We start from the raw sequence: 20,649 nt of genomic DNA, 5'->3' as shown, positions 1-20,649 counted from the left end.
AAGCAATCCCTCGACAGGCGCAGCGCATAGGGTAAAGGCTGGCACCGATGGCGGAGAGGCATCCCTTTGTCCTGCTCGACGATGCGCGCGAACACGGTGCGGCAGATGCCTTGCTGTTCGAAAACCCGCGCCAGGTCTTCGTTGCCCATCGGCCCGACCAGGTTGCCGACGTCCTTTTCGCAGCAGACCAAGCCCGCAAGTCCGGCGGCGAGCTGGCCGGTTTCATCGCCTACGAGGCCGGGCTGGCGCTGGAAGACAGGCTGCGTCCGCTCGCCCATGCGCGCAGCGGGGCGGCCGGCCCGCTTGTCTGGCTTGGCCTGTTCGACGCGCCTACCCGCATTGCCGCCGCCGCCTTGCCCGATTGGCTGGCCGCCCATGCGCAGGGTCCCGGCAGCGTAGGGCCGCTCGATCCGCAGCTTTCACCGGGCGGCTACGAGAAGGCGTTCGCCACGCTGCAGGAAGCGATCCGGGCGGGCGATATCTACCAGGCGAACCTCACCTTTCCGCTCGCCGGCAATTTCACGGGCGATCCCGTCGGCCTTTACGCCGCGCTGCGCCCGGCAGCGCAGGCCGGCTACGGCGGCGTGATTTTCGACGGGTCGCACTGGCTGCTGAGCCTGAGCCCCGAACTTTTCATTTCGCTCAAGGGACGCGAAGCGAAGGCCAAGCCGATGAAGGGCACGCGCCCGCGCGGCGGCGATACGGCAGCGGACGCGGCGATGGCGGCCGAGCTGGCCGGGTCGGTCAAGGACCGGGCCGAGAACCTGATGATCGTGGACCTCATGCGCAACGATCTGTCCCGCGTTGCCCGGGCGGGCAGCGTGCATGTGGACGAACCCTTTGCAATCGAGACCTACCCCACCGTCCACCAGATGGTCAGCGTCATTCGCGCACGCCTGGATGAAGGCCGGAGCGCCGTCGATCTGGTCCGTGCCCTGTTCCCCTGCGGTTCGATCACCGGGGCGCCCAAGATCCGCGCCATGGAATTGATCGACGCGGTCGAACGCGATGCGCGCGGGCCCTATTGCGGCGCAATCGGTCGTATTGGCGCAGATGGCGATGCGGCGTTCAATGTGGCCATCCGCACTCTGCGCCTGACCGAGATCGAAAATGGCCGAGGCAAGGCCGTGCTGGGCGTGGGCGGTGCGATCGTTGCCGACAGCGAACCGCGCACCGAATGGCGCGAGGCCTTGCTCAAGGGTGCCTTCGCGCGCACGTCCTCGCCCGAACACCGCGCCGCACAGTTCGACCTGGTCGAAACCATGCGTTTTACCCCGGACAAGGGCATCCCCCTGCTCGAGGCGCACCTCATGCGGATGAAGGCCAGCGCGGCAGAGTTGGGATTTTCCTTCGACCGCCACGAAGCCCGCAACCAGATGCACGCACTCTGCTTCGTGCTCGATAAACCCAGCAGGGTCCGCCTGCTGGCGGCGCGATCGGGCGCGATTTCGCTGGAAGCGCACGACGTTCCCGAAGCCTGGCCGGAACCGGCACAGGCGATCGTCCTTCCCCTCCCGGTCGATCCCGGCGACTGGCGCCTGCGGCACAAGACCACGGACCGCGGTTTTTACGAGGAAGGGCAGCGCGTAGCCCGCGCCCACGGCGTGCAGGAAGCTTTGTTCGTGCGCGAGGACGGGTTGCTTACCGAAGGCTGCGTCACCAGCATTTTCGTTCGCGGCGAAGACGGGGTCTTGCTGACACCGCCCGCCCATCTCGGCCTGCTACCCGGCGTTTTCCGGCAGACCCTGCTGGACGAAGGCAAGGCGCGCGAAGCCGAATTACATATAGAAGACTTGGAAAACGGCTTCTTCCTAGGCAATGCGCTGCGCCTGATGATGGACGCGAAACTCAAGACATGACCAATATTCCGATCCTGTTCGAAGACGGCGAAGCGCTGGTAATCGACAAGCCCGCCGGCCTCCCCATCGAACGTCCGCGTCGTGGCGGGGCAAGTCTTGAAGACCATTTCGAACAGCTCAAGCTCGGCTTTCAGCGCCCGCCCATGCCGGTTCACCGGATCGATACGGACACCAGCGGCTGCCTGCTGCTGGCCCGCAATCCCAAGGCGCTGAAACGATTTGCCAAGGCGTTCGAGGATCGGCTCGTCGAAAAGCGTTACCTCGGCGTACTGGCAGGTGTCCCCTCGACCAGCGAAGGCACGATCGAACTGTCCCTGTCCAAGATCAGCAGTGCCGAAAAAGGCTGGCGCATGATCGCGGCGAAAAAGGGCAAACCCTCGATCACCCACTGGCGCGTTCTCGCCGAAATAGATGGCCACGCTCTGCTCGAATTCCGGCCCGAAACGGGGCGTACGCACCAGATTCGCGTACATTGCCAGGCTGGCCTCGGCATGTCGCTGCTCGGTGATCCGGTATACGGTAACGGCAAGGGCGCACCGCGCACCATGCTTCACGCCGCAGCGATCGGCGTGCCGCGCGATGGGAAGCCGCCGATCGCCGCGACGGCTCCGTTGCCGCGCGACTTTACCGCGCTCGGCTTCGTCGATGGCCAGGACTGAATGGGACGCATAGCGGACAAGGCTATCGAAATCGCGGAGGAGAAGTTCATCGCCTCCTCCGGTCCCGGCGGACAGAACGTCAACAAGGTTGCCACCGCGGTCCAGTTGCGTGTCGACGTTTTCCAGCTGGGCATGCCGCCCGAAGCGTTCGAACGGCTCAAGGACATTGCGGGCAGCAAAATGACAAAGGGCGGCGAAATCGTCCTGACCGCCAGTGAATACCGCACGCAGGACCAGAATCGCGAAGCGGCACGCGAACGGCTTCTCGGTTTGCTGTCAGAAGCGCTCACCCCGCCGCGCAAACGCGCCAAGAGCCGCGTCAACCGGGTCGGCAAGGTCAAGCGCCTGAAGGCGAAGAAGGTTCGCGGGACGGTAAAGGCGAACAGGGGCAAGGTAGACTGGTAGCCAGCAAGCCACGACGCTTGACTTTTACCCGTGAATCACCCAATGGGCGCGCCGGACGGCGGTGCTGCACGCGCCGCCATAATTATTTCGGCCTTTCGCCCGCTTTGGGCAGGCTCATCAGAAAGATCTTTAGGAACACGCCATGGCGAAGCCCGCAACCGTCAAGATCAAGCTCGTCTCGACCGAGGGCACGGGCTTCTATTACGTGACCAAGAAGAACCCGCGTAACCACACGGAAAAGTTCACCTTCCGCAAGTACGATCCCGTCGCGCGCAAGCACGTCGAGTTCAAGGAAGCCAAGATCAAGTAATGCGCGCCAAGCTGAACCGCGGGAACGAGCCGGGTTCAGTGATGGTTCAATGCTCCAAATCTAAACGCAGGAGCATGAGCACCTTGTCTTCTAAAAAGAACAAATCGATCGGCGCCGCGCTGGCTTTATCGCTGGCTGCGGCGCTTCCCGCGTCCGCCATCCTGGCCCCTGCCCCGGCACAAGCCGCGGCAGGCGACCTCGACAAAGCGGTCGCTGCCCTGCGCGGCATATCCACCATGAAGGCCGATTTCGTCCAGACCGACCGTGCGGGCCAATCCGTGCGCGGCGTCATGACGCTGAAGCGCCCCGGCAAGATCCGGTTCGAATACGAAAAGGGCGTTCCCATGCTCGTCGTATCGAACGGCAAGTCGATGTACATGGTCGATTACGAGGTCAATCAGGTCCAGCGCTGGCCGGTCAGCAATTCGCCCCTGGGTGCGCTGCTCGACCCGAGTCGCGACGTGAAGAAATACGGCAAGCTGGTTCCTACCAGTCATCCCGACGTCGTCAGTGTCGAAGTGCGCGATACCAATCGCCCCGAATACGGCGTGATCACCCTGATCTTTTCCCGCGATGCGTCTGCGCCCGGCGGGCTGAAACTGACCCACTGGGTCGCGCTCGATTCGCAGAATCACCGTACGACCGTCAGGCTGTCGAACCAGCGTTACGGCGTGTCGGTAGCCGACAGCGCATTCACCTTCCGTGACCCGCGCCAATCATCCCGTCGCCCGGGTTAAACGGATCAGCGGCGAAAGGTGTCATCTATGCGACATCCCGCCCCTATGCGTTCATTGAACAGCAAGCGGGGCGCGCCTAGATTTCAAATCACGAGATGACGCGAAGCGGGTTTCCCCCCTGTTGACCCCTTCCATCTAGTTCATCTTGTTCCAAGCGTGACGAACGCTCACAGGAAACCCCCGTGCCAATGCCCCCGGCGCGGGGGTTTTTTGTGTCCCCCGCAGACGATTCGTCGATCAGTCGGCCCAGCCGAATGCCTTGCGAATCACATCGTAGATCAGGTTCTGCTCCATCACTCCGCGCACGTTCTGCGCCCCCGGGCCATTGGCATAGAGCGCCACATCCTCGCCGCCATGGGTTTCCGAACCGGTAGGAATGGCTGCCTGCTGATGCGCGGCGACGCCGGTTTCCGGCATTTCGCGACCGCCGGGCTTTATCGCCCCGGGGCCGTTGCCATAGCCCAGCGTCGTATAGGGCTTGCCATCCGCTGCGAGCGAGGGGCCTTCGCCCGTATCGCCATCCTCCCCGCCACCGGCGGGCGGCACGACCAGGCCGAGGATGTCGTTCCCCCGGCGGGGATAGCCCGCCATGGTGAACACGTGGCTGTGATCCGCCGTCACCAGGATCAGCGTTTCTTCGGGATCGGTGTTGTCGATCGCCCACTGGATGGCGCGGGCGAATTCCACGGCCTCTTCCAGCGCATAACCGGCCTGGCCCGCATGGTGACCATGGTCGATCCGCTCGCTTTCGACCATCAGGTAATATCCTTGCGGATCGGCGCGCAGCCGGCCCACGGCCGTGGCCGTCATGTCGGTCAATGTGGGCTCTGTGCTTTCGGGCGTGCGGTCCGCCGTGAACGTCATGTGGCTGGGTGAGAAAAGACCCAGCAGCGGCTTTCCTGCAGGTGCGGCGGTCATTTCGTCCATGCTCGTAACGAAGGTTCCGCCGGTCTTCGCCGTCCACTCTCCGGGAAGATCTGCGCCTGCATCGAGCCTGCGGCCACCCTTGCCTTCACCGAAGAAGGCCGCGCTCCCGCCTCCGAGCGCGACGTCGAATGGCGTCTCGACGAGTTGGCGGGCGATATCCATGCAGCCGAGGCCGCGCTGGTCTTCGGGAATTTCCGAATCGCCCTCCCAGTTCCGGCTGACACTGCGCGCATAGACTGCTGCGGGGGTGGCGTGGGTGATGCGGGCCGTGCTGACGATGCCGAGCGCCTTGCCTTTGTCGCGTGCCTCTTCGCTTACCAGGGGCACTTCGTTCCCCTTGCCGGATGCGCAGTCGCTAAGGGTTGCCCCGGGGCCAAAGCCGAGCATGCCGATATTCGTTTTCACGCCCGTGTTCATGGCGCTGGCCGTCCCGGCGCTGTCGGGGACCTGCGCATTGCTGTTGTAGGTTTTTACGAGCGCGACATGATCGAAATTCTCGAACGGCAGGACATATTCCTCGCCCGTCTGCCCCTGCTTCTGCCCGGCATAGATTCGCGCGGCGGTAACCGTGGAAATCCCCATGCCGTCGCCGATGAACAGGATGACGTTTTTGGCCCGCTGTTCGCTCGCCGCCACTGGGGCGGCGGCGGCCTGCGGCGCATCCTGCGCGACTGTCGCGGTGCAGCCACCCAGGGCCAGCGTGGCGGCGCAGGTCGCCAGACAGAACGAACGGAACATCATGCAGTATCTCCGGAATGAAACTCGTGAGGTCGTATATCAGTGACCCATAAGACAAAAGTGTGACGCTTGCGGGAAAAGGGGCGCTCGCCTACCTCGCTGCGCATGGTCACTGTTGCTACTTGGAACATCAATTCGGTTCGTCTGCGGATGCCGATCGTCGCCCGCTTCATCGAGGAGCAGGCGCCCGACGTCCTGTGCCTGCAGGAGATCAAGTGTCAGGAACACCAGTTCCCCTACGAAGCCTTTCGCGCCCTGGGGTACGAACATTTCGCGGTGCACGGCCAGAAAGGCTATCACGGCGTGGCGACCGTATCGAACACGCCGCTCAGGGAATTTTCCCGTTACGACTGGCAGGACAATGGCGAAGCCCGTCATGTCGGGGTGGAGTTGCCCGAACATCAGGGCATGATCGTGGAAAACGTCTACGTTCCTGCCGGCGGCGACGAGCCTGACCGGGAGGTAAACCACAAGTTCGGCCAGAAGCTCGACTTTCTCGAACGCATGACCCGCTGGGCCGACGCGATCGACCGGCCCACGCTGATCGTCGGCGATTTCAACATCGCCCCGCTCGAAAGCGATGTGTGGAACCACAAGCAATTGCTCAAGGTGGTCAGTCATACGCCGGTCGAGGTCGAAAGCCTGCAGCGCTTCATGGACGCGCATGGCTGGTCCGATATCGGACGTGAACACATCAAGGCGCCCGATCGCTATTACAGCTGGTGGAGCTATCGCTCGAAAGACTGGAAGACGAACGATCGCGGGCGCCGGCTCGACCATATGTGGGCAAGCCCCGAACTGGCGAAACAGGCTGTCGGCCACTCGGTCCATGAATATGCCCGCGACTGGGAAAAACCGTCCGACCATGTTCCGCTGGTGACGGAGTTCGCGCTCTGAGCGCAGGCTCGCCTTCGCGCCGCGCTGCGCAGGCCGTCGATGCGCTGCGCCATGGCTGGCCGCTGGCGATCGAAGGCGCGCCGCTGTTGCAGCCCGTCGAAACGGCCTTTGGCGAAATGACGGGCGAGGCGATGCTGATCTCCGCCACGCGTGCGACCACGTTGAAGCTGGCCAACCAGCGCGAAGCGGCGGCGCCGCGCCAGCCGGTGCTGATGCGCGGGGCGCAGGCCTTCGATCTGCCGGCGGCCCTTGCCGTCGCCGATCCCGCGCTCGACATGCAGAACCCCCTCAAGGGTCCGTTCAAAGCCCTCCCGCTCGGCTGGGAAACGCAGGCCAGGGCGGCGCTGGAACTCGCCCGCATGGCCGGCGTGCTTCCCGCCTTCCTGGTCGATCCGCAGGGCGCGGGTGAAGCCGTATCGCTTTCGGCTGGCGATGTGGCCGCATTCGCCGATGCATCCCGCCTGCAGATCGCGACGCGGGCCCGGCTGCCGGTGGCGGCGGCGGAAGATGCGCGCATCGTCGCATTTCGCAGTCCCGACGACACGCGCGAGCATGTCGCACTCGTCATCGGCGAACAGTCGGCGGACCGCACGCCGCTGGTGCGCCTGCATTCCGAATGCCTGACGGGCGACATCCTCGGCAGTCTCAAATGCGATTGCGGCCCGCAGCTCGATGCGGCCCTGCATGCCATGGCCGCAGAAGCCGGCAGGGGCGGCTGGGGCGTGCTGCTGTACATGCGTCAGGAAGGGCGCGGCATCGGCATCATCAACAAGCTGCGGGCCTATCGGCTCCAGGACCAGGGCTTCGATACGGTCGATGCCAACACGCGGCTGGGCCTGCCGGACGAAGCGCGCGATTTCCCGACTGCGGCCCGCATGCTCGATCTGCTGGGGATCGGCACGATCCGCCTGATGACGAACAATCCGGCCAAGGTCCGCGCGCTCGAGGCAGAGGGCGTCCATGTCGCAGAGCGCGTGCCGCATGCCCTGCCGGACAATCCGCACAATACCGATTATCTCGCCACCAAGCGCGACCGGTCGGGACATCTCCTCTGACCAGCGGCGCGGGCGCGCAGTATCAGCGTTTCTCGAACGCCCTGATGCCGCTGCCGAGCTGGTTGTCCCTCATGACGATATCGTCGCCCGTCCAGTCCGCCACGAAGGCCGGGTTGCGCGACAGGCCCGGCACCAGCCGCGCTTCGTTGCCCGCAATGACGAGACCGTTCGAACTGTAATTCGCGCCTTCCGCGCCCACGGCGATCATGGTCGACCAGTTTTCCTTGTCGCGCCCCTGCACGAACCAGTTGCCGCGGATCGAACCGGTGCCGCCATTGGGCAGGTCGATGAGATAGTTGGTCGCGCGGCCCTGCGAATCGTCGAAGCTGGAATCTTCGACCACGGTGCGCGATGCGCGCGATTTGAGATAGTGGCCGCCCGTGCCCTGTTCGAACCGGCTGCGGGTCACCGTGACCGTGCCGTAATCGCCGGCATAGATCGAATGCGCACAACCGGCCGAATTCTCGCAGGTGCCGAGGCGGGTGAAGGTCGATTTGTCGACCACCAGTTCGCTGTCGACGCCGTTCGCGGTGAGGATGCCCTGCTGGCTGTCGCGGAACCAGCTTTGCGAAACGCGCAGCGGGCCTTGCTCCAGCCGGATACCGGCACCATTGCCGTCGTCCACCGCCAGATCGGCGAAGACCAGGCCGTCGACGGTCGCCCCGCGGCCGCGCAGGACCAGTGCCGCCTTGCCTTCGCAGGCCTGCCCGCCAAGCAGGGCCTTGCCCGCTTCGGCGGCGCGGAAATGGACCACGCCTTCGCTCTGTACCGCGCATTCGCTCCAGTTGCCGGGGGCGATGATCACGGTGCCTTCGCGGTCGCCGATCGCGTCGACCGCTTCCTGCAGCGATCCGTATCCGCGGCCCGTTTCGAGCACGGTAAAACTGCTCGCGCCGCCGCCCTGGGCAAGCAGCGCAGCCAGCGGAATGGCCCCCACCGCGGCAACGCCGACTGCGGCCAGGAGCCAGCGTGGCAGACGCGAAGCGGGCGAGACGAAGGGAGACATCATCGTCCCGACATAGGATTTGATGGTTAACATCGAGATAAGTTACCCCCCTTAGGTAACGGCGTCAGTCGTCGCCGCCCCACCGCCAGCGCCATCCGCCGCGGGTCTTGATCGCGCTTGCATAGATCAGCGCGGCGGTTGCGGGAACTATCAATGCAAGGCCCGCGATCAGGCCAACGTCCTCGTCCCATGCGGCCAGCCCGATGCCGGTCAGCAGGGCCAGCGACCATGCCCCCAGCACGGCCCAGCCCTGCCAGGCGATGGGCAGGCCTGCGCCATACCCATACCGCTTCTGCGCGAACCATGGCTTGCCGTCGTCCATGTCAGTCCTCCTTCGCCGGTCGTCCGCGCCTCGGCGCCTTGCTCACGCCGACATCGATGCCGCGCTTCTCCAGCGCTTCGCGCAGCAGCATCTCGATCTGGGCATTCGCGCTGCGCAGTTCGGCCGCGGCCAGGCGCTCGACCGCGGCATGGACTGCCGGGTCGAGACGCAGGGCAAAGGCCTTCTTCTTCATGACAGCGTTCCGCCCGGCCCGCCTACTGGTACAGCGTGCCCGCGTTCACCACGGGATGCGCTTCCTTTTCGCCGCACAGCACGACCATGAGGTTGCTGACCATGGCGGCGCGGCGTTCATCGTCCATCTCGACGATATTGTCCTGCGACAGTTTGATCAGGGCATCTTCCACCATGCCCACCGCGCCAAGCACGATCTTGGCCCGCGCGGCGATGATCGCATCGGCCTGCTGACGTTTCAGCATGGCGCTGGCGATTTCGCTGGCATAGGCAAGATGCGTAAGCCCCGCCTCGTCCACCAGTATGCCGGCGACTTTCAGCCGGTCGTTCAGCTCCTCCAGCAGTTCGCGATTGATGACATCAGCGCTGCCGCGCAGCGTGACTTCCTCGTTTTCGAAATCGTCATAGGGATGGCGCGAACCGACCGTGCGCAGGCCCGCCTCGATCTGGATGTTCACGAATTCCTTGTAATCGTCGACATCGAAACTCGCCTGCGCGGTATCGGCCACCCGCCACACCACGTTGCAGGCGATCTCGATGGGATTGCCGCGCAGATCGTTGATCTTCACCCGTTCGGAATGGATGTTGTGCGCGCGAACGGACATCTTGTTCTTCATCATCCAGGGCCACACCCAGCGCAGCCCTTCGCGCCGTTCGGTCCCGCGATATTCGCCGAACAGGGTAATCACGGTCGCCTGATTGGGCTGGATCATGAAGAACCCGGCTGCCAGAAATGCCAGCACCAGCAGCGGGAAGATGATCAGCCCGACAAAGGTCAGCTTCACGGCCTTGGCCGCACCGTCCGGCGGGATGTTCCCCGCCACGTTCCAGACAACCAGCACCAGCAGGGCCAGAATGAACAGCAGCATGGGATAGCCGCTGAAGCTCGACCCCGCTCGCTCGGTGCTCGTATTCATCCCCTTGAATTCCACCGACATGACGAATCACTCCTTCGATATAATTATGATATCATATTTATATCAGCCGATGAATTCCGTCAATCGGGTCCCGTTAATGGCGCTCGATCGCGCGCAGAAAGCGATCGCCATAGGCTTCCAGTTTCTTGGCGCCGATGCCCGGCAACCGGCCAAGCTGGTCGAGCGTGGCCGGTCGTGCCGCCGCCATCTCGCGCAGGGTTGAATCGTGGAAGATGACATAGGGCGGCACCTGTGCATCCTCGGCCAGTTCCTTGCGCAGGGCGCGCAGGGCCTCGAACAGGGGATCCCCGACCGGGTTGGGCGTCATGTCGCCGCGTCGCCCGCGCCTGCGCTTGGGCGGCACCACGATCTGTACCGCGCTTTCCCCCTTCAGGATGGCACGGGCCGATCCGCCCAGCGCCAGTCCGCCATGCTCGTTGGCCACCAGGTCGCCGCGCGCCTGCAAGGCCCGGGACAGCGGCTGCAGCATGACGGCTTCTGCCGGTTCGACGATGCCGAACACGCTCAGCCGGTCATGGCCGCGCTGGCGGACCCGCTCGTCCTCGCTCCCGGTCAGTACCTTCTGCAGATGCCCCATGCCGAAGCTCTGTCCGGTGCGATAGACCGCCGACAGCAGCTTGCGCGCCAGTTCGGTCGCATCGGTTACATCGGGCTGCTCCAGGCAATTGTCGCAATTTCCGCAGCTTGCCGGCGGGTGTTCGCCGAAATGCCGCAGCAGCACGGCCCTGCGGCATTCGGCCGTCTCCACCAGTCCCGCCAGCGCGTCGAGCCGCGTCCGCTCTGCCGCCCGGCGCGTCTCGTCCACCTCGGCCAGCCGCTGGCGCGCGGTGGCGAAATCCCCCGCACCCCAGAACATGACCGCCTGACTGGGATCGCCGTCGCGGCCGGCACGGCCCGTTTCCTGATAATAGCCTTCGATGGACTTGGGCACGCCGACATGGGCGACGAAGCGCACATCCGGTTTATCGATCCCCATGCCAAAGGCGACCGTGGCCACGATCACCATGTCCTCGCTGGCAACGAAGGCGCTCTGGTTCGCCGCGCGCACCTCAGCATCCAGCCCTGCGTGATAGGGCCGCACGGCCCGCCCGGTCGCCGCTGCCAGCTTGTCCGCCAGATCCTCGACCTTGCGCCGGGTCTGGGCATAGACGATCCCTGGCCCCGGCTCGCTTTCCATCAGATTGGTCAGCTGCCGCACCGGATTGTCGCGATGGCGGATCGCATAACGGATATTGGGCCGGTCGAACCCCGCCAGTACCAGCCCGTCCTCCGCTATGCCGAGCTGCGCCATGACATCGGCACGCGTCTGGCGATCCGCCGTCGCGGTCAGCGCCAGCCGCGGCACCTGCGGAAAAGCGTCCATCAGGCCGCGCAGCATCCGGTAATCGGGACGGAAATCGTGGCCCCATTCGGATACGCAGTGGGCCTCGTCGATCGCGAACAGGCACAGCGGCGCAGAACTCAGGAATTCGCGAAAGGCCGGCTGGCTCGCCCGTTCCGGCGCGACGTACAGAAGATCCAGCTCGCCGGCCCGGAAGGCATCCTGCGTTTCGCGCCAGTCGGCATCGGCGCTGGTCAGCGTGGCCGCGCGGATGCCATTGGCGCGCGCGCTGCGAAGCTGGTCGTGCATCAGCGCGATCAGCGGGCTGATCACCACGCAGGTACCCGGCAGCATCACGGCGGGCAGCTGGTAGGTCAGCGATTTCCCCGCGCCGGTCGGCATCACCGCCAGCGTCGATGCGCCAGCCAGGATGCGCGTGACGACATCCTCCTGCCGACCGCGAAATCCGTCGAAGCCGAAGACATCTTTCAAGGATTGATATGCGCCTGCGATCCCGCTCATCGGGGCCTGATGGCAGACGCGGGGGCAAGCGCAACCGCTGGCGGGCAATTTTCCCCTTGCCCCGCATGCCGCGCTTGCGCTTTACCGCCAGCCAGATTCCACGAAGGAGACTTTATCATGAAATTTCGTATCGCCCTGACGGCCGCCGCAACCATCGCCCTTGCTGCCTGCGGCAGCACCGAAGATGCCTCGACCGAAGTCGAAGCCGACACCGTCGAAATGCCCGCCGACGAAGCTCTGACCGGGATCGAGGAAACGCCGGTTGCCGATCCGGCCGCCAATACGGAACCCGCGCCGCAGGTGACCTCGCCCAGCGAAGAGGTCCAGATCCAGGAAGCTGGTGACAGCGCAGCCGATACCGCTGCCGCAGCCATGGATGCCATGTCCGAAGACTCCAGCAACTGATCGGCATGCGGGCGGGCCAGCCGGCTCGCCCGCGTCCAGCCGCGCCGTAGCGTCCTTTGCGCGGCGTTCGATAGCGCCTAGCTTCCGCGCCAATGAAACGACTCGTCCCCCTTCTCGCCGCGCTGTCTGCGCTGTCCGCCTGTTCGGGCTACGATGATGACCAGCCGGTCGAAGCGGTCTCGCAAAGCGAAGCGGAAGCGCTCGACGACGCTGCCGAAATGATCGAACAGCGGCGCCTGCCGGACGACGCGGTTCCCGCCGCAGGCAACGGGACGCTCGCTGCCGACGCAGAAGATGCCATGCCCGCTGGCGCGGATACGCGCGCAACCGGCGGTCCGGAAAATGGAGCTACCGAATGACCGACACCGTCAATCCCGGCATGGATGCCGACATCTTCGACCAGTTCCTCGAACAGCTCGAACGCTACGTTCGCGAACGGCTGCTCCCGGCAGAAAAGCAGGTCATCGCCGATGACCGCATTCCCGATGAAATCATCACCGAAATGAAGGATATGGGCCTGTTCGGCCTCACCGTGCCGGAAGAATATGGCGGCGCGGGCCTGAACTGCACCCAATATGCCAAGGTCGTGAAGACCATGGCCTATGCCGCGCCTGCCTACCGGTCGATCTTCTCGATCAATGTCGGCATGTTCAATTCGGCAATCAAGAACGGCGGGACCGATGCGCAGAAGGCCGAATGGTGGCCCCGGATCGCCAATGGCGCGATTGCCTGCTTCGGCCTGACCGAACCCGGTTCCGGCAGTGACAGCGCCGCCATGGCGACCACCGCCCGGCCCGATCCCGATGGCAATGGCTGGATCCTCAACGGCACCAAGCGGTACATCACCAATGCGCCGCATGCCGATGTCGGCCTCATCATGGCCCGCACGGAAAAGGACGCGCTGCCCAAGAACGCGCATGTCTCCGCCTTCATCGTGCCCATGGACACGCCCGGCGTGTCGACCGGTAGCCCGGATCACAAGATGGGTCAGGCCGGCAGCCATATCTCCGATGTCATGCTCGACGATGTGCACGTGCCGGGCGATGCGCTGCTGGGCGGCGAGACCGGGCAGGGCTTCCGCTTTGCCATGATGAGCCTCGACAATGGCCGCATCTCGGTCGGCGCGGCCAGCACGGGCTACGCCCGCCGCGCGCTCGACAGCGCGATCAAATATGCCAGCGAGCGCCAGGCCTTCGGCGAACCGATCGCCAACTTCCAGCTGATCCAGCAGATGCTCAGCGAAAGCTGGACCGAAATCTACGCCGCCGAAGCGATGATGGCCGATGTCACCGCGCGGGTCGATCGGGGCGAAAACACGGTCAAGCATGCCGCCGCCTTCAAGGTCTTCGCCTCCGAAATGTGCGGCCGCGTGGTCGACCGCGTCGTGCAGGTCTACGGCGGGGCCGGCTATCTCGCCGAATATGACGCGGAACGCTTCTTCCGCGATGCCCGCATCTACCGCATCTACGAAGGTACGACGCAGATCCTCCAGCTGCAGATCGCCAAGCACATGCTGCGCGATTACGCCGCTGGCCTTTAGGGAATGTACGACCTTCTATCGGGTCTGAGCATCATCGAGGCGTCGAGCTTCGTCGCCTCGCCGACGGCGGGTCTGTACTGCGCGCAGATGGGGGCGGAAGTCATCCGCGTCGATCACAAGGCGGGCGGGCTCGATTACGATCGCTACATGCTGACGAAGGAAGGCCGTTCGCTCAGCTGGGAAAATCTCAACCGGGCGAAGAAATCCGTCGCGCTCGACCTGCGCAGCGGCGAAGGGCGGGAATTGCTGGTCGAACTGTCTGCGAAGACCGGCAATCTGATCACCAACCTGCCGGAAAAGAGCTTCCTTTCGCACGGCGCCATCGCTGCCAGGCGTCCGGATCTGGTCAGCGTGCGCATCATGGGCTGGCACGATGGCCGGCAGGCGATGGACTTCACTGTCAACGCCGCCAGCGGCTACCCGCTCATGTGCGGCCCGGAAGACTGGGACCCGGCCACCGCGCCGCCGGTCAACCAGGTGCTACCCGCCTGGGATTTCGTCACCGGCGCCTATTGCGCTTTCGCCCTGCTCGCGGGGCTGCGCCACCGCGACGCGAGCGGCGAGGGCAGCGAAATCCGCGTGCCGCTCGGCGATGTCGCCATCGGCACCATGGCCAATAGCGGCGCCATGGCCGAAATGCTCTATCGCGGCGGCGACCGCGAACGGCTCGGCAATGCCATCTGGGGCGCTTTCGGGCGCGATTTCCGCAGCCGCGATGGCGTGCGCTTCATGGTCGCCGCGCTGACGGCCAAGCAATGGCATGGCCTCGTCGCGGCTTTCGATCTCGCCGATGAGATCGCCGAACTCGAAAACGAACTGAACGTGCGCTTCGCCGACGGTGATCGGCCGCGTTTCGAACACCGGCACCGACTGTTCGAGCTGTTCGGCACCCGCAGTCAAACGTATGATTGGCATGCGTTGTCGGACCGTCTGACGCAGCACGGCACCACGTTCGAGCGCTATCGTACCATGCACGAAGCCGCAAACGATGCGGAACTGGTGACGGAAAACCCTCTTTTCGGGCCCTCCCCGGCCAACCCCAGCGGCTTCGAATACCCTGCAACCCGCAGCTTCGCCAACATCCCCACCCTCGATGCAGGATTGCCCCGGGCCGCTCCCTACTTGGGCCAGCACACCGAGGAAGTCCTGGCCGACCGCCTCGGCCTCGCCTCCGGCGCCATCGGCGATCTCGTCGACCGGGGCATCGCCCGCCTTTCTGACAAGGACTGACCCATGACGACTAACCGCCGCGTAGCCATCTGCAAGCCGCTCAGGACCCCGGTCGGGCGCTTTCTCGGCACCCTCGCTCCGCTCGAGGCGGGGCAGCTCGGCGCTATCATCATCAAGGCTCTGGTGGAACGCAGCGGGATCGATCCTACGCGCGTCGACGATGTCGTCTTCAGTCAGGGCTATGGCAGCGGCGAAGCGCCGGCCATCGGCCACTGGAGCTGGCTGGCGGCAGGCTATCCGGAAGAAGTCCCCGGCTTCCAGCTGGACCGCCGCTGCGGCTCGGGCCTGCAGGCCGTCGCAACGGCCGCCATGATGGTGCAAACCGGCGTCGCCGATTGCGTGCTGGCCGGCGGTGTCGAAAGCATGTCGAATGTCGAACATTACACGACCAAGGCCCGTCACGGCTCCCGCCTCGGCGACCTGCAACTGTGGGATCGCCTGACCCGCGGCCGTCTGATGAGCCAGCCGATTGAACGGTACGGCATCATCACCGGCATGATCGAAACGGCGGAAAACCTCGCCAAGGATTACGGCATTACGCGCGAAGAGGCCGATGCCTTCGCTGCGCGCAGCCATCAGAACGCCGCCCGCGCATGGGACGAAGGCAAGTTCGATGACCAGTTGGTCCCGGTGGAAATCCCGCAGCGCAAGGGCGATCCGCTCGTCTTCGCCAAGGACGAGGGCTTCCGCTCCGACGCAACCATCGAAACGCTCGGGGCCCTGCGCGCCATTGATGTGAAGCGCGACCCGGATGCCATCGTGACGGCCGGCAACGCCAGCCAGCAGAACGATGCGGCGGCGGCCTGCCTCGTCGTCGCCGAAGACAAGGTCGAGGAACTAGGCCTCGAACCCATTCTCTGGTTCCACTCGTGGAGCGCGGCCGGCTGCGATCCCAGCCGCATGGGAATCGGGCCGGTCCCGGCTGTCGAACGGTTGTTTGCGAGGAACGGCCTCGGCTGGGACGATATCGATCTGATAGAACTCAACGAGGCATTTGCCCCTCAGGCGCTCGCCGTGATGAAAGGCTGGGGCTTCGGCGAAGACGACAGCCGGCGCGAGATCGTCAACGTCAATGGCTCCGGCATATCGCTTGGCCATCCGATCGGTGCGACCGGCATCCGCATTCTCGCGGACATGGCGCACGAGATGCAACGCCGCGAAGCCCGCTTTGGGCTTGAAACCATGTGCATCGGTGGGGGTCAGGGCATGGCTGCGGTATTCGAGCGCGCCGCATGACGACTGAGTGGTCGGACTGGATCGGGCGCGAGCAGCGCAGTGCCGACCAGCTCGACCCGCCGCTTGCCGCGCGCTGGTGCGCAACCTTCGACCGCGATGCCCCCCCGGGCGATGCGATGCCGCAGGGCATTCACCTCTGCCTGTGCACTCCCGAAGCGCGAACAGGCCAACTTGGCGCGGACGGTCATCCTTCGCGCGAGGACAGTCCGGCCAGCTTCCTCCCGCCAGTGCCTTTGCCAAGGCGCATGTGGGCATCGAGTGCCATCCGGTTTCACGCCCCCATATCCATAGGCTCGGCCATAGATCGCGTGAGCCGCGTGGTTTCCATCGAAGCCAAGTCCGGAAGCCGGGGCGATATGGTTTTCGTCGACATCGACCACGAGACCGGCGCCGACGGGCAACTGGCAGTGACCGAACGGCAAACGCTCGTCTACCTGGATGCGCAGGATAGCGCGGCGCCTCTGGTTCCACCGGAGCCGACAGGCGAAACCTTCGATCCTTCCGCATGGGAGGCTCACCACATCGCCACTCCCGACGAGCGGCTGCTGTTCCGTTTTTCCGCCCTCACCTTCAACACCCATCGCATCCATTACGACGCACCCTATGCGCGCGATGTAGAGCGCTATCGTGGATTGGTCGTCCACGGGCCGCTGATTGCGAGCTTGCTGCTGCAATTTGCTGCAGGAAGTTTCGGCGAGAACCGCCTGGCGAGCTTCTCCTTTCGTGGCGTGAGCCCCGCAATAGGGGGCGAGCCCCTGCATCTCATCATGCGGGGTAGGGGAGAGGCAATCGAAATGGGTGCTTTCGCAACCGACGGGCGTGAGGTGACGAAAGCTTCTGCCAGCCTGGTTTAGTTCAGCGGATAGTCTGCGATAGGTTGAAGCACCGTGTAACGTTCCGCCTGCGGTTCATGCCCGAGTTCGGGCAGTTCTATATCTTCGGGCGGCACATTCGTATCGGGAAGCCGATCGAGCAGATCGCGCACCAGCGTCAACCGACCACGCTTCTGATCGTTGAAATCCACCAATGTCCACGGGGCCCACTCCGTATGCGTGGCGGACAGCATGGCTTCGCGCGCCTCGGTATAGGCCTCATACTTGTCCCGTGCTGCCAGATCGACTGGAGACAGCTTCCAGCGTTTTAACGGATCATCGAGCCGTTCTCGCAGCCGCTCCTCCTGCCGGGCCTGATCGGTCGTCAGCCAATATTTGAACAACAGTATCCCATCATCGACTAGCTGCTTTTCGAATATCGGCGCCTGTGAAAGGAAAGCGCCGACCTGCCTTTCCTCGGCATAACCCATCACCTTTTCCACCCCGGCCCGGTTGTACCAGCTGCGGTCGAACAGCACGATTTCTCCGGCACTGGGAAGATGTTCGACATAACGCTGAAAATACCACTCAGTCTGCTGCGTATCCGTGGGCTTCGGTAGCGCTACAATGTGGCACTGGCGGGGGTTCAGTGGTTCGGACACGGCGCGGATGGCGCCGCCCTTCCCTGCCGTATCCCGCCCTTCGAACAGGACCACGATCCGCTGACCCGTCGCGCGCGCCCAGCGTGCCATCCCGACAAGTTCGGCCTTCATCGGCGTCAACTCGGCTTCGTAATCGCTCTTTTTCATGGTTTTCCCGCGCCGGATTTGAATGGTGAACGCAATGCTAGTATCAACAGCAACAATATGGCTACATTCGAAGAAACCGAACAGGACTTTAGCCGGCTACCCGACCTTCCGGCAGAGGTATTCACCGCACCGTTGAAGAAGCCGGATCATGTCGGCGACGACTGGCTCGAGCCCCAGCAGACGCAGTACGATAGCGATGACGATGCAATCTGGAACGATCTGTTCGAGCGCCAGATGGGCGTGTTGCCGGGGCGGGCAGCGAGCGCTTTCATGGCCGGGCTACAGAAGCTCAATCTCAATCGCGGCGGTGTGCCGGAATTCGGCAAGCTTTCGGAAGACCTGACCGCCTTGACCGGGTGGAGCGTCGTTCCCGTGCCGATGCTCATCCCTGATCATGTGTTCTTCTGGCATCTGGCCAACCGCCGTTTTCCTGCAGGCAATTTCATCCGCACGCGCGAAACCTTCGATTACATCCAAGAGCCCGACGTCTTCCACGACGTATTCGGGCACGTCCCGATGCTGACCGATCCGGTCTATGCCGACTATATGCAGGAATATGGCCGCGCGGGTTGGAAAGCCATGCGGCACAATCGCCTCAAGGCACTGGGCTCGCTTTACTGGTACACGGTGGAATTCGGGCTGATCGAGGAAAAAGACGGCATCAAGGCCTATGGCGCCGGCATTCTGTCGGGCCCGACCGAGGTGGTCTACGCAATCGAGGCGGAAAGCCCCAACCGCATCATGCTGAACGTGGATCGTGTAATGCGCACCGATTATGTCATCAGCGATTTGCAGCCGACATATTTCGTCATCGAAAGCTTCGAGGATCTCTACCGCCAGACAGTAGAGCGCGATTTCGACAAGCTCTATCGGAACCTGGGGCCCGGTTTCACCTACGCCAATACGGCCGTGATCGACGTCGACTACGTGGTAAACCGGGGCACTTTGGAATACACTCTGCGCGGCGGGCGTGGGTCCGGCGCAAAGCCTGTTTAAAAGAAAACGGCCCCGGATCGCTCCGGGGCCGTTGTCGTTAGAATAACTCAGAGCTTACATGCCCTGGGCATCATCCATGGCTTCGCCCTGCTCTTCCATGGCATCTGCCTTATCTTCTGCCTGGTCGGTGATAGCGTCCGACTGTGCGTCGCTGATGGTGCCAGCGTCTTCCATGGCATCAACACGCTCGTTGACGGCTTCTGCCTGCTGTTCGCCGGCATCTTCCATGGCGTTTTCGTTCGGGCCGTCGCAAGCGGCGAGGCCGAGGCTAAGAGCGGCAGCCGAAACGACGAGCGAAGCTTTGGTGAATTTCATGTGTATTCCCCTTGACCTTGTATCGCGCCGCGATGGCGACGCCGTGTTAACGCCGTAAACGAAATGCGGCGAGAATGTGATGAACGGGCCGGACAGATACGAGTTCCCGTCTTTTCCATTTACGGGCGAACGTATCGAGCAAAGCAAGAAACGCGCCACGGCAAAGGACCGGGACGCGTCGGGAAACCCCAAGATATCGGGCGACCAGTCTAGCTGTAAGCCCGCTGTCGTACGAGATTGAACAGCCCGATAGCGACAACCGATCCAAGCACGGCCCACAGTAGGGCTGTCCCACTTACGGTGCCGAAAATCGCCCCGTTTCCGGCGATAAGACCGGTTACCAGCGAGCCGAGCACGCCGATCAGTGCATTGGCCAAGATGCCGCGACCATCCTCGATACGAAGGATGATCGTTGCCAACCATCCCAGAAGAGCGCCCACGACAATCAGGATCAACAAACCCATCGGTGCCTACTTACATTTGCGTTTCATACGAATTGGAAAAACGCGCAGGCGGGCAAAGGTTCCGCCAAATCTGCCGAATGGAAACATTGGTGCCGCAATATTGCAACACCTGCTACACGAGGCCGAGCCACAGCAGCGCCGCTGTGCCAGCGACGATGCGGTACCAGCCAAAGGGCGTGAAACCGTTCCGGCTGACGAAAGCGACGAAGGCTCGGATCACGAAGAGCGCGACGATAAAGCTTACGACGAATCCGATCGCGATTTCGTCCCAGCCGACGCGCGTCGCCCCCGCCATCAACTGATCGTATTTGGTCGCCATTTCCAAGGTGGTCGCGCCAACCATCGTTGGCACGGCGAGGAAGAATGAAAACTCCGCTGCGGTCTTGCGGTTGATGCCCATGGCCAGCGCGCCCATGATGGTTGCGCCCGAACGACTGACGCCCGGCACCATGGCCAGACACTGGGCGAAACCGACCGCCAGAACCTTTGTCAAAGACAGATCGGCAACACCCTGACCGTCCTCACGCGGTTTGGCGAGCCGTTCGATCACGATGATGGCGATACCGCCAGCGATCAGCGCCCAGGGGACGATGCCGGGATTGCCAAGCATGGCCTCGAAATTTTCGTAAAGCGTGAAGCCGATAACGGCGCTGGGCAGAAAGCCGAGCAGAATGTTGCGGGCGAACATGAGACCTTCCCGCTCGCGCCGCAGAACGCCCATCCCAGCAGACCAGAACGTGCCCCAATACTGATACACCACCGCCAGAATGGCACCGAGCTGGATCACCACATTGAACATCGCCCATTCGCTCGGGTCGGCGCCCGACAATTCGGTAGCGAGAATGAGATGTCCGGTCGAGGATACCGGGATGAATTCGGTCAGTCCTTCGACGATGCCGAGGAAGATCGCGGTGAGATAATCGTTCATGCGCATGCGTCCATGAAGAAAGGGCG

General features: G+C 63.6%; 24 protein-coding genes. 14 read left to right on the top strand and 10 right to left on the bottom strand.

Going from position 1 to position 20,649, the window contains the following annotated elements:
- Positions 1–47: 47 nt before the first annotated feature.
- From pabB to KYK83_RS02360, 5 genes are all read left to right on the top strand, one after another.
- Entirely contained in the window at positions 48–1,859 is a 1,812-nt protein-coding gene (gene pabB, locus KYK83_RS02380) for an aminodeoxychorismate synthase component I (RefSeq protein WP_222827047.1), read from the top strand.
- On the top strand, positions 1,856–2,518 hold the full coding sequence (locus tag KYK83_RS02375; protein ID WP_103023994.1) for an RluA family pseudouridine synthase: 663 nt from the start codon (positions 1,856–1,858) through the stop codon (positions 2,516–2,518). The genes pabB and KYK83_RS02375 overlap by 4 nt, the downstream gene beginning before the upstream one ends.
- Positions 2,519–2,923, top strand: coding sequence for an alternative ribosome rescue aminoacyl-tRNA hydrolase ArfB (gene arfB, locus KYK83_RS02370; protein ID WP_222827046.1), 405 nt, complete (start codon positions 2,519–2,521; stop codon positions 2,921–2,923).
- A gap of 142 nt (positions 2,924–3,065) precedes the next feature.
- A complete protein-coding gene (rpmG, locus tag KYK83_RS02365; RefSeq protein WP_103023992.1) occupies positions 3,066–3,233 on the top strand; it encodes a 50S ribosomal protein L33 in 168 nt (55 codons plus the stop codon).
- A gap of 74 nt (positions 3,234–3,307) precedes the next feature.
- Positions 3,308–3,970 (top strand): LolA family protein, encoded by a 663-nt coding sequence (locus tag KYK83_RS02360; RefSeq protein WP_103023991.1) that lies wholly within the window; start codon positions 3,308–3,310, stop codon positions 3,968–3,970.
- A 237-nt stretch (positions 3,971–4,207) separates the two neighbouring features.
- Here the strand turns inward: KYK83_RS02360 and KYK83_RS02355 are convergent, their stop codons facing one another.
- Entirely contained in the window at positions 4,208–5,638 is a 1,431-nt protein-coding gene (locus KYK83_RS02355) for an alkaline phosphatase (RefSeq protein ID WP_222827045.1), read from the bottom strand.
- Positions 5,639–5,740: 102 nt separating this feature from the next.
- Here KYK83_RS02355 and xth point away from each other — a divergent pair, with 102 nt between their 5' ends.
- Together xth and ribA are read left to right on the top strand one after the other, a co-directional pair.
- On the top strand, positions 5,741–6,532 hold the full coding sequence (xth, locus tag KYK83_RS02350) for an exodeoxyribonuclease III (protein ID WP_222827153.1): 792 nt from the start codon (positions 5,741–5,743) through the stop codon (positions 6,530–6,532).
- Positions 6,481–7,587, top strand: coding sequence for a GTP cyclohydrolase II (ribA, locus tag KYK83_RS02345; protein WP_222827154.1), 1,107 nt, complete (start codon positions 6,481–6,483; stop codon positions 7,585–7,587). Before xth ends, ribA begins: the two co-directional genes overlap by 52 nt.
- A 22-nt stretch (positions 7,588–7,609) precedes the next feature.
- Here the strand turns inward: ribA and KYK83_RS02340 are convergent, their stop codons facing one another.
- The 5 genes from KYK83_RS02340 to recQ form a co-directional block, all read right to left on the bottom strand.
- Complete coding sequence (locus KYK83_RS02340) at positions 7,610–8,626, bottom strand: right-handed parallel beta-helix repeat-containing protein (protein WP_234003178.1); 1,017 nt, start codon at positions 8,624–8,626, stop codon at positions 7,610–7,612.
- Positions 8,627–8,657: 31 nt separating this feature from the next.
- The gene (locus tag KYK83_RS02335) at positions 8,658–8,915 is read right to left on the bottom strand and encodes a hypothetical protein (protein WP_222827044.1); all 258 of its coding nucleotides are present in this window, start codon (positions 8,913–8,915) and stop codon (positions 8,658–8,660) included.
- Between the two features lies 1 nt (position 8,916).
- The gene (locus KYK83_RS02330; protein WP_196847124.1) at positions 8,917–9,108 is read right to left on the bottom strand and encodes a type II toxin-antitoxin system antitoxin; all 192 of its coding nucleotides are present in this window, start codon (positions 9,106–9,108) and stop codon (positions 8,917–8,919) included.
- A gap of 22 nt (positions 9,109–9,130) precedes the next feature.
- Positions 9,131–10,045 (bottom strand): SPFH domain-containing protein, encoded by a 915-nt coding sequence (locus KYK83_RS02325; protein WP_234003177.1) that lies wholly within the window; start codon positions 10,043–10,045, stop codon positions 9,131–9,133.
- A gap of 73 nt (positions 10,046–10,118) precedes the next feature.
- Complete coding sequence (gene recQ, locus KYK83_RS02320; protein ID WP_222827043.1) at positions 10,119–11,888, bottom strand: DNA helicase RecQ; 1,770 nt, start codon at positions 11,886–11,888, stop codon at positions 10,119–10,121.
- Positions 11,889–12,005: 117 nt separating this feature from the next.
- On the opposite strand from recQ, the gene KYK83_RS02315 reads away from it, so the two are divergent.
- The 6 genes from KYK83_RS02315 (at position 12,006) to KYK83_RS02290 (ending at position 17,153) form a co-directional block, all read left to right on the top strand.
- Positions 12,006–12,293, top strand: coding sequence for a hypothetical protein (locus KYK83_RS02315; RefSeq protein ID WP_103023984.1), 288 nt, complete (start codon positions 12,006–12,008; stop codon positions 12,291–12,293).
- A 92-nt stretch (positions 12,294–12,385) separates the two neighbouring features.
- Positions 12,386–12,652 (top strand): hypothetical protein, encoded by a 267-nt coding sequence (locus KYK83_RS02310; RefSeq protein WP_222827042.1) that lies wholly within the window; start codon positions 12,386–12,388, stop codon positions 12,650–12,652.
- Positions 12,649–13,833 carry an acyl-CoA dehydrogenase family protein gene (locus KYK83_RS02305; RefSeq protein ID WP_234003176.1) on the top strand — a complete coding sequence of 395 codons (1,185 nt, stop codon included), beginning with the start codon at positions 12,649–12,651 and terminating at the stop codon, positions 13,831–13,833. The genes KYK83_RS02310 and KYK83_RS02305 overlap by 4 nt, the downstream gene beginning before the upstream one ends.
- 3 nt (positions 13,834–13,836) lie before the next feature.
- Entirely contained in the window at positions 13,837–15,063 is a 1,227-nt protein-coding gene (locus KYK83_RS02300; RefSeq protein WP_222827041.1) for a CoA transferase, read from the top strand.
- 3 nt (positions 15,064–15,066) lie between these two features.
- Entirely contained in the window at positions 15,067–16,299 is a 1,233-nt protein-coding gene (locus KYK83_RS02295; RefSeq protein ID WP_222827040.1) for an acetyl-CoA C-acetyltransferase, read from the top strand.
- Complete coding sequence (locus tag KYK83_RS02290; protein WP_222827039.1) at positions 16,296–17,153, top strand: HTD2 family dehydratase; 858 nt, start codon at positions 16,296–16,298, stop codon at positions 17,151–17,153. Before KYK83_RS02295 ends, KYK83_RS02290 begins: the two co-directional genes overlap by 4 nt.
- Here KYK83_RS02290 and ppk2 read toward each other — a convergent pair.
- Entirely contained in the window at positions 17,150–17,920 is a 771-nt protein-coding gene (gene ppk2, locus KYK83_RS02285) for a polyphosphate kinase 2 (protein ID WP_222827038.1), read from the bottom strand. The two genes, KYK83_RS02290 and ppk2, sit on opposite strands and share 4 nt — an antisense overlap.
- 57 nt (positions 17,921–17,977) lie before the next feature.
- Here ppk2 and phhA point away from each other — a divergent pair, with 57 nt between their 5' ends.
- A complete protein-coding gene (phhA, locus tag KYK83_RS02280; protein WP_103023978.1) occupies positions 17,978–18,916 on the top strand; it encodes a phenylalanine 4-monooxygenase in 939 nt (312 codons plus the stop codon).
- A gap of 54 nt (positions 18,917–18,970) precedes the next feature.
- Here phhA and KYK83_RS02275 read toward each other — a convergent pair whose 3' ends face one another.
- From KYK83_RS02275 to KYK83_RS02265, 3 genes are all read right to left on the bottom strand, one after another.
- Positions 18,971–19,231: a hypothetical protein gene (locus KYK83_RS02275; RefSeq protein WP_103023977.1), complete on the bottom strand. Its 261-nt coding sequence runs from the start codon at positions 19,229–19,231 to the stop codon at positions 18,971–18,973.
- 209 nt (positions 19,232–19,440) lie between these two features.
- On the bottom strand, positions 19,441–19,695 hold the full coding sequence (locus KYK83_RS02270) for a GlsB/YeaQ/YmgE family stress response membrane protein (protein WP_196847131.1): 255 nt from the start codon (positions 19,693–19,695) through the stop codon (positions 19,441–19,443).
- Positions 19,696–19,807: 112 nt separating this feature from the next.
- Complete coding sequence (locus KYK83_RS02265) at positions 19,808–20,623, bottom strand: undecaprenyl-diphosphate phosphatase (protein ID WP_369828439.1); 816 nt, start codon at positions 20,621–20,623, stop codon at positions 19,808–19,810.
- Between the last annotated feature and the right edge of the window lie 26 nt (positions 20,624–20,649).

Source organism: Qipengyuania pacifica, assembly GCF_019857205.1.
GTDB lineage: Bacteria > Pseudomonadota > Alphaproteobacteria > Sphingomonadales > Sphingomonadaceae > Qipengyuania > Qipengyuania pacifica.
This window is presented reverse-complemented; position numbering and strand designations above follow the sequence as displayed.

Bases quoted from the DNA above. Each gene is read 5' to 3' on its own strand.
- KYK83_RS02275 (WP_103023977.1), bottom strand. From the start codon at position 19,231: ATGAAATTCACCAAAGCTTCGCTCGTCGTTTCGGCTGCCGCTCTTAGC.
- KYK83_RS02355 (WP_222827045.1), bottom strand. From the start codon at position 5,638: ATGATGTTCCGTTCGTTCTGTCTGGCGACCTGCGCCGCCACGCTGGCC.
- KYK83_RS02295 (WP_222827040.1), top strand. From the start codon at position 15,067: ATGACGACTAACCGCCGCGTAGCCATCTGCAAGCCGCTCAGGACCCCG.
- KYK83_RS02310 (WP_222827042.1), top strand. From the start codon at position 12,386: ATGAAACGACTCGTCCCCCTTCTCGCCGCGCTGTCTGCGCTGTCCGCC.
- KYK83_RS02265 (WP_369828439.1), bottom strand. From the start codon at position 20,623: ATGAACGATTATCTCACCGCGATCTTCCTCGGCATCGTCGAAGGACTG.
- KYK83_RS02340 (WP_234003178.1), bottom strand. From the start codon at position 8,626: ATGTTAACCATCAAATCCTATGTCGGGACGATGATGTCTCCCTTCGTC.
- KYK83_RS02335 (WP_222827044.1), bottom strand. From the start codon at position 8,915: ATGGACGACGGCAAGCCATGGTTCGCGCAGAAGCGGTATGGGTATGGC.
- xth (WP_222827153.1), top strand. From the start codon at position 5,741: ATGGTCACTGTTGCTACTTGGAACATCAATTCGGTTCGTCTGCGGATG.
- arfB (WP_222827046.1), top strand. From the start codon at position 2,519: ATGGGACGCATAGCGGACAAGGCTATCGAAATCGCGGAGGAGAAGTTC.
- recQ (WP_222827043.1), bottom strand. From the start codon at position 11,888: ATGAGCGGGATCGCAGGCGCATATCAATCCTTGAAAGATGTCTTCGGC.
- KYK83_RS02315 (WP_103023984.1), top strand. From the start codon at position 12,006: ATGAAATTTCGTATCGCCCTGACGGCCGCCGCAACCATCGCCCTTGCT.
- phhA (WP_103023978.1), top strand. From the start codon at position 17,978: ATGGCTACATTCGAAGAAACCGAACAGGACTTTAGCCGGCTACCCGAC.
- KYK83_RS02300 (WP_222827041.1), top strand. From the start codon at position 13,837: ATGTACGACCTTCTATCGGGTCTGAGCATCATCGAGGCGTCGAGCTTC.
- KYK83_RS02375 (WP_103023994.1), top strand. From the start codon at position 1,856: ATGACCAATATTCCGATCCTGTTCGAAGACGGCGAAGCGCTGGTAATC.
- pabB (WP_222827047.1), top strand. From the start codon at position 48: ATGGCGGAGAGGCATCCCTTTGTCCTGCTCGACGATGCGCGCGAACAC.
- ppk2 (WP_222827038.1), bottom strand. From the start codon at position 17,920: ATGAAAAAGAGCGATTACGAAGCCGAGTTGACGCCGATGAAGGCCGAA.
- KYK83_RS02325 (WP_234003177.1), bottom strand. From the start codon at position 10,045: ATGTCGGTGGAATTCAAGGGGATGAATACGAGCACCGAGCGAGCGGGG.
- KYK83_RS02360 (WP_103023991.1), top strand. From the start codon at position 3,308: ATGAGCACCTTGTCTTCTAAAAAGAACAAATCGATCGGCGCCGCGCTG.
- KYK83_RS02270 (WP_196847131.1), bottom strand. From the start codon at position 19,695: ATGGGTTTGTTGATCCTGATTGTCGTGGGCGCTCTTCTGGGATGGTTG.
- rpmG (WP_103023992.1), top strand. From the start codon at position 3,066: ATGGCGAAGCCCGCAACCGTCAAGATCAAGCTCGTCTCGACCGAGGGC.
- KYK83_RS02305 (WP_234003176.1), top strand. From the start codon at position 12,649: ATGACCGACACCGTCAATCCCGGCATGGATGCCGACATCTTCGACCAG.
- KYK83_RS02330 (WP_196847124.1), bottom strand. From the start codon at position 9,108: ATGAAGAAGAAGGCCTTTGCCCTGCGTCTCGACCCGGCAGTCCATGCC.
- KYK83_RS02290 (WP_222827039.1), top strand. From the start codon at position 16,296: ATGACGACTGAGTGGTCGGACTGGATCGGGCGCGAGCAGCGCAGTGCC.